Genomic DNA, 10,749 nt, shown 5'->3' with positions numbered 1-10,749 from the left:
CATCTCTGGAAAGTTCTCTGGATGTCAAGAGTAGGTAAGGTTCTTCGCGTTGCATCGAATTAAACCACATGCTCCACCGCTTGTGCGGGCCCCCGTCAATTCATTTGAGTTTTAACCTTGCGGCCGTACTCCCCAGGCGGTCGATTTATCACGTTAGCTACGGGCGCCAAGCTTAAAGCCCAACCCCCAAATCGACATCGTTTACAGCGTGGACTACCAGGGTATCTAATCCTGTTTGCTCCCCACGCTTTCGCACATGAGCGTCAGTACATTCCCAAGGGGCTGCCTTCGCCTTCGGTATTCCTCCACATCTCTACGCATTTCACCGCTACACGTGGAATTCTACCCCTCCCTAAAGTACTCTAGCGACCCAGTATGAAATGCAATTCCCAGGTTAAGCCCGGGGCTTTCACATCTCACTTAAGTCACCGCCTGCGTGCCCTTTACGCCCAGTTATTCCGATTAACGCTCGCACCCCCCGTATTACCGCGGCTGCTGGCACGGAGTTAGCCGGTGCTTCTTCTGTAGTTAACGTCAATCATCTAGTCTATTAAACTAAATGCCTTCCTCGCTACCGAAAGAACTTTACAACCCGAAGGCCTTCTTCATTCACGCGGCATGGCTGCATCAGGGTTCCCCCCATTGTGCAATATTCCCCACTGCTGCCTCCCGTAGGAGTCTGGACCGTGTCTCAGTTCCAGTGTGGCTGGTCATCCTCTCAGACCAGCTAGAGATCGTCGGCTTGGTGAGCCTTTACCTCACCAACTACCTAATCCCACTTGGGCTCATCTCATGGCAGGTGGCCTTGCGGTCCCACCCTTTAATCTCTCGATATTACGCGGTATTAGCTACAGTTTCCCGTAGTTATCCCCCTCCATAAGCCAGATTCCCAAGCATTACTCACCCGTCCGCCACTCGTCAGCAAAGAAAGCAAGCTTTCTTCCTGTTACCGTTCGACTTGCATGTGTTAAGCCTGCCGCCAGCGTTCAATCTGAGCCATGATCAAACTCTTCAATTCAAGTTCAATCGCTCAATACTGCTGACATAAAATGTCACTACTTAAAAAGTATAATGAATTTCTAGTTAGCACCTATTAAGACTTCAAAATTAAAAAATATTTTTAAATCAAGTCAATCAACAAGTGCCCACACAGATTGTCTGATATGTTGTTAAAGAACAAAAATAAACGACGCACTGCTTTTTCTGAAGATTCACAACAGCGCGTCGTTGTGTGGGGTGCATTATAGAGAAATCTCAAATCCTTGCAAGCCTTTTTTGCAAAAAAATTTAAATTTTTTACCGCTTGTTTTATTTGTAATCGAAATGTCGCAAATTTTATCAAAAACTGATGTTTTTCTATCACTTACAGTTCAATTCCATTAAGCTTGCAAAACCCCATTTTTGCATGACTTTTTCTCTGGCGAAAAAGTTCTCTGTTTTTGCAGTACAAAAAGCGAGATTTGCTTGTGGTTTTTTATCCGATTCTGAACAAACAATAATCTGTTCAGATAATAAATTTTTTACTCTTTTAGCAATCGCGCTACCAGAATCAACAAAAAACTTCACTTGAGGCAATAATTCTTGTAGTTCTGTTTTTACTAATGGAAAATGCGTACACCCTAAAATTACCGTATCTAAATCTTTATTGTCGATCCAAGGCGTAACTACGGCCTTTAATCTTGCGAGATCAACGATCCCTGTTTGTTGTTTTTCTTCGACTATTTCTACTAGATCCGTCGTACCTATTTTTTCCACTACACAATTTTTCGCATATTTATCAATAAGATCTAATACATATTGTCGAACGATGGTGCCTTTCGTCGCAAGTAATCCTATTGTCTTAGTCTCTGAAATTTCTGCTGCTGGCTTAATTGCCGGTACTGTTCCTACAATAGGAAAAGAAAACGCTTGGCGCAATGCCGGTAATACCACGGTGCTTGCCGTATTGCATGCAACAACCACGAGATCAAGCGGGTATTTTTCCGCAATTTTTTGCACAATGCTTAACGCTCGATGATTTAATACCGATTCTGATTTTTCTGAATAAGGAAAACAAGCATTATCAAAGCAATATAAATAGTGCGCATTCGGCAGTGCCTTGCGCACTTCATCATAAACAGTCAGCCCGCCCATGCCCGAATCGTATAGAAGAATCGTCGGTTTCATACTTTATATAGAAAGAAAATAATGCGGAAATGCTACTCTCTTCTTTTTCCTCATTCAAGTATTCACTTTGCAAAAAATCGTAAGAATTCAACCGCTTGCAAAATTCTGCATTTTTATTTATGCTTTTTCTCTCCGAATAAGCAAATCAAATAGGAGAATATCATGATCGGAGTTTATGCAATTTGTGAAGTGAAAGCAGAGAAATTAGCTGAGTTTGAATCTGTCGCAAAAAATTTAGTGAACGCATCCCGCCAAGATAAAGGCTGTGTAAGCTATGACTGCGGTAAAGTGGCTGGTAAAGCCAACACTTATACCTTTATCGAACGCTGGGAAAGCGATGCCGATTTAGACCTACATACCAAGCAGGCACACTTCGCCCAAGCAGTTGAAGCCTTTGGCGAACTTTTAGCGAAAGATATTGAAATCAATGTCGTTGAATTGTTCTAAATATAAAAGGAAGTTTGGTCATTGAATCAATCCAAACTTCCTTTCTATTATAAGTATTTAAGCTTTTTTCACGCCAGTAATTCGGCACCACTCTTCTTTTTCCACCACAGGATCAAGATTGAAATCTTCGGCATAAGCTTCACACACAGAAGTAGCTTGTGTCGCTAAAATCCCTGATAAGCCTAAATCGCCTTGTGGTTTTACCAGCGTAATGATATTTGGTGCTAACTCTTTTAACGGGCCCGCCAAAATATTTGCTACTACCACATCAGCAACTAAATCTTTCGGCTGATCTTTAGCTAAGAACAATTCAAGGCGATCCGCCACCCCATTTGCTTGCGCATTATTCGTTGAAGCTAAAATTGCTTGGGGATCAATGTCGATACCAATCGCGCGTTTTGCACCAAGTTTTAACGCAGCAATCGCTAAAATGCCAGAACCACAACCAAAATCGATCACAGTTTTGCCCGCTAAATCAAGCCCATCTAACCATTGTAAACAAAGTGCCGTCGTTGGGTGTGTGCCTGTTCCAAACGCCAAACCTGGGTCTAACATCACATTGACTGCATTTGGGTCTGGAACTTCACGCCAGCTTGGGCAAATCCATAAACGTTTACCAAACTGCATTGGGTGGAAATTATCCATCCATTCACGTTCCCAATCTTTATCTTCGATTTGTTCAATCTTATGTGCAAAATCAGGGTCAACTAAACGGCTAATAATCAATGCTTCAACAATTGCTTTCATGTCTGTTTCCGCATCAAATAAACCAACTACATCTGTATTTCCCCACAAACGCGTTTCACCTGGAAGCGGTTCAAAAATCGGTGTATCTTGGCTATCCATAAAGGTTACCGAAACTGCCCCAATCTCTTCTAAAAAATCACTGATCTGCTCAGCTTGTTTATCTGTGCTATTTAAACGAATTTGTACCCACGCCATCTTGTTATCCTTATTTTATCATAATGGGGTATTTTAGCGTTTTTCAACAAAAAACGGGAAGTTTCTTTTGCCTTATACTGTTTAATCTATTACACAGTATTATAATAATGGACAAAGTTTATACATGCCTGGAGCATAATTATGAAGAAATTAGCATTAACTGCACTATTTTTAGGTGCAATCGGATTATCCCAATCAGTACAAGCTGAAATTATTTTCTCGTGTAAAACCACAAATAATAAATACATTGAAGTGAACAAGCTAAATAATGATATTTATGAATATAAATTTGGATCGGCATCTAAGAATGAATTAACTTTGCGTAATAAAAAATCTGAACTACTTGGGCGCTCAGAAAGATGGACTGGTACTGGCAGGGGACGTTGGTCAACAATGTCATTCCAAAAAGGCGAATATATTTACCAAGTTTATGTGAATTTGGATTCTATTGATCACACCACTGAAAGTGGCGTCGATGTAAAACATAAAGGGCAGCTGCTGACTAGCATTTTATGTACAGAAGAAACGGCTAAAAGTAATTTCGATGATGAAGAGTTTGCTTGGTAGAAATATAAAATCAGCTCTTTCGAGCTGATTTTATAATGAAGCTAACCTCGGCCACCAACGGTAATTTTATCTAGTTTTACCGTTGGCTGCCCTACACCGACCGGTACACTTTGCCCTTCTTTACCGCAGGTGCCAATACCTGGGTCAAGTTGCATTTTTTTACCCACCATTGAAACTTGTTGCATTGCATCGATGCCACTGCCAATCAAGGTTGCGCCGGTCACAGGCTTGGTAATTTTCCCTTTCTCAATCAAATAAGCTTCTGCGGTAGAGAAAACAAACTTCCCAGAAGTAATATCGACTTGCCCGCCACTAAAATGTGGTGCATAAATACCATAATCAACAGATTCAATCATTGCCTCAAATTCATCATGGCCTTCAGTCAGATAAGTATTGGTCATTCTTGGCATAGGTAAATGCGCATAAGATTCTCGTCTGCCATTGCCTGTCGGTGCCACGCCCATTAAACGTGCATTGAGTTTATCTTGCAAATAGCCTTTCAGAATCCCATTTTCAATTAACACATTGCGCTGTGAAGGCACACCTTCATCATCTACGGTCATTGAACCACGCACATTCTCAATTGTGCCATCATCGACAATAGTACAAAGCGGTGAAGTCACTTGCTCACCAATTTTACCAGTAAACAGTGAAGATTCTTTACGATTGAAATCGCCTTCCAAACCGTGTCCAACCGCTTCATGTAATAAAATACCCGGCCAGCCAGCACCTAATACAATCGGCATTGTACCTGCAGGCGCAGGCATTGCGCCTAAATTGACTAACGCCATTCTTACCGCTTCTTTTGCTAAGAATTCAGCGCGGTTGTAGCCGACCATTTCCCCATTGACGACTTGTGGCTCTAAAAACCACGTTAAACCGTAGCGACCACCCGCCCCAGCTGAGCCACGTTCACGTTTGCCATTTTCTTCTACTAATACTGAAACGGATAATCTAACCAGCGGGCGAATATCTGCAGCCAAAGTACCATCTGTTGCTGCTACGAGCATCTCTTCATACACCGCCGAAATGCTGGCATTAACTTGCACCACGCGCGGGTCTTCTTTGCGCGCAGTACGATCCACTAAATGCAATAATTCAACTTTCTGTTCACGACTTAATGTTTCTAGCGGATTGATCGAAGCATAGCGCTTGCAAGCGGTCGTTTCTTTGAAATTATTTACCAATAATTTTCCGCTTTCTGCTGTAATGGAACGCGCCGCAGTGGCACATTGCATTAACTGCTCTAATCCAATTTGATCTGCATAAGCGAAACCAGTTTTCTCACCTGAAACGGCTCGCACACCAAAGCCACGGTCAATATAAAAGCCACCTTCTTTAATAATGGAATCTTCTAACGCCCAACTTTCATCTTGGCTTAATTGGAAATAAAGATCAGCATAATCAATTTGACGTGCCGAAAATTGGTCTAATACTTGCGTCAAATGAGAGAGTTCAAGCCCGCTTGGTGCAAGCAAACTTTCAGAAACTTGTTTTAACATGAATTTTCTCTTGAAATAAAAAACGGTGAACGTTTAGCAAATCTTCCGCAAAATCTCACCGCTTATCTGTTCTGTCTAGCTTATTTTAAGCCTTCGGCTAAACGTACCGCATTTACACCGCTATCTGCTTCAACTCGCTGCATAAATGGTGAAAGCTGTGTTAAATGACTGAAGTCTAACCCTAATCGGCGGCACCAATTTAGCATAATGTAGAGATAAACATCTGCGACAGAAATCGCTTCGCCAAAGAAAATATGACTTTCAAGATGCGCATTCGCTACAGCTAATTGTTCTAAAACTTGTTCAGCGGCTTGTTGGCGAATGGTTTTGGTTAATGCCTCATTGCCTTCCGCATAACTTGGTAAACGGAATAACGGCACAAACGATTTATGTACATCGCTATTAAAAAACGCTAACCAACGCGAAGCTTTGGCTTTATCACGCATGGTTTTGCTACCAAATAATTTTGCTTCAGGGAAGCGTTCATCTAAATAATGCAAAATTGCTTGGTTTTGTGATAACACTAAATCGCCATCTACTAATAATGGCACTGCACCGCGAGGGTTTAACGCCAAAAATTCTGGTGATTTAATAAATTCACGGCTAACTGCCTCAAACTCATAATTTTCATGACTATGCGCTTTAACCCATTCTAACGCTACATGCGGCACAAAAGAACAAGCGCCAATTAAACCATATAATTTCATAAATTAAGATCCTGTCTAAAGGGAAAAGAATAGCGCTATTTTAGGCTTTTTATGGCAATGAAGCAAAAGCGAAATGCTGCTATAATGCCTTTAACTTATATTCCAAGCGGTCGAATTTGCAAAATTTGTTGCAAAACTGACCGCTTGTCAGCAAAGGATTCCAAATGAAAGATACCATTGTTGCCCAAGCTACACCGATTGGTCGTGGTGGTGTAGGCATTTTACGGGTTTCCGGCCCACTTGCCAGCAAGGTCGCAGAAGCGGTGCTAGGCAGAACCTTAACGCCGAGAATGGCAAATTACTTGCCATTTAAAGACAGCAACGGCGAAACACTCGACCAAGGCATTGCACTCTTTTTTAAAGCACCAAACTCTTTTACTGGCGAAGATGTCCTTGAGCTACAAGGCCACGGCGGTCAGGTTATTTTAGATATTCTGCTTAAACGCATTTTAGAAGTAGAAGGAGTTCGAATTGCGCGTGCCGGTGAATTTTCAGAGCAAGCCTTTTTAAATGACAAACTCGATTTAGCCCAAGCAGAAGCCATTGCGGATTTAATTGATGCTACCAGTGAACAAGCTGCACGTTCCGCATTAAAATCCCTACAAGGCGAATTCTCAAATAAAATCAATCAGTTAGTTGATAGTGTTATTTATCTACGCACCTATGTGGAAGCTGCCATTGATTTCCCTGATGAAGAAATTGATTTTCTTGCTGATGGCAAAATTGAAGGCCATTTAAACGATATTATTCAGCAACTTAACGGCGTACGCCAAGAAGCTAAACAAGGTGCTATTTTACGTGAAGGCATGAAAGTGGTGATTGCAGGTCGCCCAAATGCGGGGAAATCTAGCTTGCTGAACGCATTAGCTGGGCGAGAAGCTGCGATTGTCACAGATATTGCCGGCACTACTCGCGATGTATTGCGTGAACATATTCATATCGATGGCATGCCTCTGCATATTATTGATACCGCAGGGCTACGTGAAGCCAGCGATGAAGTTGAGCGCATCGGCATTGCACGCGCTTGGGAAGAAATCGCGCAAGCCGACCAAGTATTATTGATGATTGATAGTACAGAACAAAAAGTTGATGACTTCAAAGCAGAATGGGCAGAATTTTTAGCCAAATTACCACCGAATATGCCTGTTACGGTTATTCGCAATAAGGTGGATTTATCGGGCGAACCAGAAGGCTTGGAACAGCTGGAGAATTTCACGCTCATTCGTTTATCCGCGCAAACAAAAGTTGGGGTTGATTTATTGCGTGAGCATTTGAAAAAATCAATGGGCTACCAAAGTTCAACCGAAGGCGGATTCTTAGCGCGTCGTCGCCATCTACAAGCGTTAGAAGAAGCGGCTGAGCATTTAGCCCGCGGGCATGTTCAACTTACCCAATTTTTCGCCGGCGAATTATTAGCCGAAGAGTTAAGAATGGTGCAAAACGCATTAAGTGAAATTACCGGTCAATTTACCTCTGACGATTTGCTCGGGAATATTTTCAGCTCATTCTGTATTGGTAAATAACGTTGCAAGCGGTCGAATTTCGCAAAATTTTTGCAAAATCTGACCGCTTGTTTCTTGCCTATCCATCATAGCGAAGCGACAAATAAACCATAAGGAAAACGATGCCTGCGCTACTTCAACATCTCCATCAACAATTAGATCAATACCAACCTAACCGCACTCATTTTTTAGTGGCATTAAGTGGCGGAATTGATTCGGTCGTACTACTGCATCTATTAAGTCAACTCCCTTTAAACTTACGCGCCATTCATGTCCATCACGGATTAAGTCCGAATGCAGATAGCTGGGCTGATTTTTGCGAACAGCTATGCAAGCGGTTAAATATTCCGTTTATTTTGCAAAAAGTCTCAGTACAAGGTTCAAAAGGTATTGAGGATGCCGCACGACATGCACGCTATCAAGCTATTCAAGCAGTGCGACAAGCCGATGAAACAGTGGTAACGGCACATCATCAGGGGGATCAGGTAGAAACCTTCTTTCTTGCCTTAAAACGAGGGAGTGGAGCAAAAGGCTTAGCGGCAATGCCAGTGGTAGGCTTTTGGCAAAATATGCCTCTTTTTAGACCGCTTCTCGCTATCAAGAAAGACATGATTCAAGCATACGCTGTACAGCATCAACTTGAATGGATGGAAGATGAGAGTAATCAATCAGAAATTTATGATCGCAATTTTTTGCGAAATGCAGTGTTACCCACGTTAAATGAACGTTGGCTACATTTTGATGAAATGGTTTATCGGGCAACAGCAAATTTGTATCAGCAGCAACAATTATTGGATGAGTTGCTAGCAGAAACGCTAACGCAATATATCAACCCAACAAACTATGCGTTAAATATTGCAGATTTTTCAAAGTTTTCTCTTTCAAAACAGCAAGCACTTCTGCGCCTCTGGTTAAGCCAGCAACAGCAAATGATGCCTAGTCAAGCGCAGTTATTGCAGATCATCAAACAAATGATCATGAGCAAATCAGACAAGCAACCAGAGATCCAACTTGGTGATAAATGGCTCCGTCGTTATCAACAGCAACTTTTTCTTACACGTACATTTGAGCCAACTGGACATTTTCATGCCACGCTTTTGGCGAACCAAACGATTGAATTGCCTGATAATATTGGCATTTTAGTGCGGAAACAAGCTGAACTCAGATTAGAAACAGACACTGATATAAAGCATTATGCCTTACCATCAGCGCTTGCAAATGAGGAATTAACCGTAAAACTGCACCATAGCGGCCAGGTGGCGCAATATGCTAAACCACACCGTGAGCAAATGAAGAAAATTTGGCAAGCACAGCAGATTCCTGTTTGGGAAAGAAGTCGCACACCATTAATTTTTTGGCAAGCACAGCTCGTTTGTGTATTGAGTTAACCTCTCGGATGAAATTGTTGATGGAGCGATTTCAAACGCGCTTTCGCCACGTGAGTATAGATTTGCGTGGTTGAGAGATCACTATGCCCCAATAGCATTTGAACAACACGTAAATCTGCCCCATGATTGACCAAATGCGTAGCAAAAGCGTGCCGTAATACATGGGGAGAGAGTTTTTCTGTATCAATTCCAGCTAACACTGCATAATGTTTAATACGGTGCCAAAAGGTTTGGCGAGTCATTTGCTGACCCCGACGACTCGGGAAAACAACATCTGAAGGCTGATTAGCTAATAATGTGGCTCTGGCATGTTCAAAAAAAGTTTGAATCCAATAAACGGCATCTTCACCCATTGGCACAAGACGCTCTTTATCTCCCTTACCAATCACTCGAACAACACCTTGGCGTAAACTAATATTATCTAAGGTTAGTGAAACTAGCTCTGTCACTCGCAAACCTGTCGCATAAAGTAATTCAAGCATCGCTTTATCGCGAAGTTCTACGGGATCAAGTGTGTTTGGACTTTCAAGTAAAGCCATCACCTGTGCTTCACTAATCGATTTCGGAAGATGAACAGCCTTTTTAGGCGAAGTTAATGTGCTTGCAGGATCGTCTTCTCTATAATGTTCCGTATAAAGAAAACGAAAGAATTTACGCAAACAGCTCAGCATTCTTGCTGAACTGCTAGATTTGTAACCTTGCGTTAAACGCCAAGCTAAAAAAGCTTGTAAACCAGAATGGTCAATAGAAAGAAATGTTTCTGGCGGTGTTAGCCAGTCCGAAAATAGCGTTAAGTCTAAACGATAAGATGCCACAGTATTATCAGATAAACCATGTTCTTGCCAAAGAGAATCTAAAAATTGTTCCATAATGGGATCTAATGTTTTCATCTTTAAGCCTTACCGTATTTTAACTATTGCCAAATAAACAAAAAGCCGATTAGCAAAACTAATCGGCATTCTAAAATAATGGCAGGGGCGGAGAGGCTCGAACTCCCAACACCCGGTTTTGGAGACCGGTGCTCTACCAATTGAACTACGCCCCTAAAGATAAAGCGAGTAATTGACTCGCTTACAATTAAGTGGCGGAACGGACGGGACTCGAACCCGCGACCCCCTGCGTGACAGGCAGGTATTCTAACCAGCTGAACTACCGCTCCGCAAATTTAGTAGATTGATAATGCCCTACTCTCACATGGGGAAGCCCCACACTACCATCGGCGTTACAGCATTTTACTTCTGAGTTCGGTATGGAGTCAGGTAGAACTACTGCACTATGGTTATCAATCAAATCCTTTATTTCCTTAATTCTCTCTATTTAAGAAAACTAAGGAAATAAAATCCGGCGATGCCCTACTCTCACATGGGGAAGCCCCACACTACCATCGGCGTTACAGCATTTTACTTCTGAGTTCGGTATGGAGTCAGGTAGAACTACTGCACTATGGTCGCCGGAATATCCGGTCATGATTCATCTCATTATCTTATCTATTCTTCTTCTCAAAACCAAAAACAAGCCTCAAAACCTT

9 protein-coding genes, 2 tRNA genes and 3 rRNA genes are annotated in these 10,749 nt (G+C 42.1%); 4 read left to right on the top strand and 10 right to left on the bottom strand.

Going from position 1 to position 10,749, the window contains the following annotated elements; translation table 11 throughout:
- Both HMPREF1128_RS02495 and murI read right to left on the bottom strand, forming a co-directional pair.
- Positions 1-1,018: ribosomal RNA gene (locus tag HMPREF1128_RS02495) — 16S ribosomal RNA — on the bottom strand; the annotation flags it as partial.
- Between the two features lie 341 nt (positions 1,019-1,359).
- Positions 1,360-2,166 carry a glutamate racemase gene (gene murI, locus HMPREF1128_RS02490; RefSeq protein WP_010128136.1) on the bottom strand — a complete coding sequence of 269 codons (807 nt, stop codon included), beginning with the start codon at positions 2,164-2,166 and terminating at the stop codon, positions 1,360-1,362.
- 162 nt (positions 2,167-2,328) lie between these two features.
- Between murI and HMPREF1128_RS02485 the strand changes: the two genes are divergently transcribed.
- Positions 2,329-2,613 carry a putative quinol monooxygenase gene (locus tag HMPREF1128_RS02485; protein WP_007523932.1) on the top strand — a complete coding sequence of 95 codons (285 nt, stop codon included), beginning with the start codon at positions 2,329-2,331 and terminating at the stop codon, positions 2,611-2,613.
- 57 nt (positions 2,614-2,670) lie between these two features.
- Here the strand turns inward: HMPREF1128_RS02485 and prmA are convergent, their stop codons facing one another.
- Positions 2,671-3,555, bottom strand: coding sequence for a 50S ribosomal protein L11 methyltransferase (prmA, locus tag HMPREF1128_RS02480; protein ID WP_007523946.1), 885 nt, complete (start codon positions 3,553-3,555; stop codon positions 2,671-2,673).
- A 141-nt stretch (positions 3,556-3,696) separates the two neighbouring features.
- On the opposite strand from prmA, the gene HMPREF1128_RS02475 reads away from it, so the two are divergent.
- Positions 3,697-4,122: a hypothetical protein gene (locus HMPREF1128_RS02475; protein WP_007523938.1), complete on the top strand. Its 426-nt coding sequence runs from the start codon at positions 3,697-3,699 to the stop codon at positions 4,120-4,122.
- Between the two features lie 41 nt (positions 4,123-4,163).
- Here HMPREF1128_RS02475 and tldD read toward each other — a convergent pair whose 3' ends face one another.
- Together tldD and HMPREF1128_RS02465 are read right to left on the bottom strand one after the other, a co-directional pair.
- Complete coding sequence (tldD, locus tag HMPREF1128_RS02470) at positions 4,164-5,624, bottom strand: metalloprotease TldD (RefSeq protein ID WP_007523942.1); 1,461 nt, start codon at positions 5,622-5,624, stop codon at positions 4,164-4,166.
- An 80-nt stretch (positions 5,625-5,704) separates the two neighbouring features.
- Positions 5,705-6,331 carry a glutathione S-transferase family protein gene (locus tag HMPREF1128_RS02465; RefSeq protein WP_007523940.1) on the bottom strand — a complete coding sequence of 209 codons (627 nt, stop codon included), beginning with the start codon at positions 6,329-6,331 and terminating at the stop codon, positions 5,705-5,707.
- A 164-nt stretch (positions 6,332-6,495) separates the two neighbouring features.
- Between HMPREF1128_RS02465 and mnmE the strand changes: the two genes are divergently transcribed.
- Together mnmE and tilS are read left to right on the top strand one after the other, a co-directional pair.
- Positions 6,496-7,854, top strand: a complete 1,359-nt coding sequence (gene mnmE, locus HMPREF1128_RS02460; protein ID WP_007523948.1) for a tRNA uridine-5-carboxymethylaminomethyl(34) synthesis GTPase MnmE — start codon at positions 6,496-6,498, stop codon at positions 7,852-7,854.
- A gap of 101 nt (positions 7,855-7,955) precedes the next feature.
- A complete protein-coding gene (gene tilS / locus HMPREF1128_RS02455) occupies positions 7,956-9,221 on the top strand; it encodes a tRNA lysidine(34) synthetase TilS (protein WP_007523944.1) in 1,266 nt (421 codons plus the stop codon).
- On the opposite strand, the gene xerD is transcribed toward tilS, so the two are convergent.
- The 5 genes from xerD to rrf (HMPREF1128_RS02430) form a co-directional block, all read right to left on the bottom strand.
- Positions 9,218-10,111, bottom strand: a complete 894-nt coding sequence (gene xerD, locus HMPREF1128_RS02450; protein WP_007523934.1) for a site-specific tyrosine recombinase XerD — start codon at positions 10,109-10,111, stop codon at positions 9,218-9,220. The two genes, tilS and xerD, sit on opposite strands and share 4 nt — an antisense overlap.
- Before the next feature lie 79 nt (positions 10,112-10,190).
- A tRNA-Trp gene (locus tag HMPREF1128_RS02445) sits at positions 10,191-10,266 on the bottom strand.
- A 37-nt stretch (positions 10,267-10,303) separates the two neighbouring features.
- Positions 10,304-10,380 (bottom strand) — tRNA-Asp (locus HMPREF1128_RS02440).
- A 12-nt stretch (positions 10,381-10,392) separates the two neighbouring features.
- Positions 10,393-10,508 (bottom strand): 5S ribosomal RNA (gene rrf, locus HMPREF1128_RS02435).
- A 52-nt stretch (positions 10,509-10,560) separates the two neighbouring features.
- Positions 10,561-10,676 (bottom strand): 5S ribosomal RNA (rrf, locus tag HMPREF1128_RS02430).
- Between the last annotated feature and the right edge of the window lie 73 nt (positions 10,677-10,749).

The sequence above is a fragment of the Haemophilus sputorum HK 2154 genome (assembly GCF_000287615.1).
Lineage (GTDB): Bacteria > Pseudomonadota > Gammaproteobacteria > Enterobacterales > Pasteurellaceae > Haemophilus_A > Haemophilus_A sputorum.
Note: the sequence above shows the minus strand (reverse complement) of the source record. Positions and strands in the feature narration are given on the sequence as shown.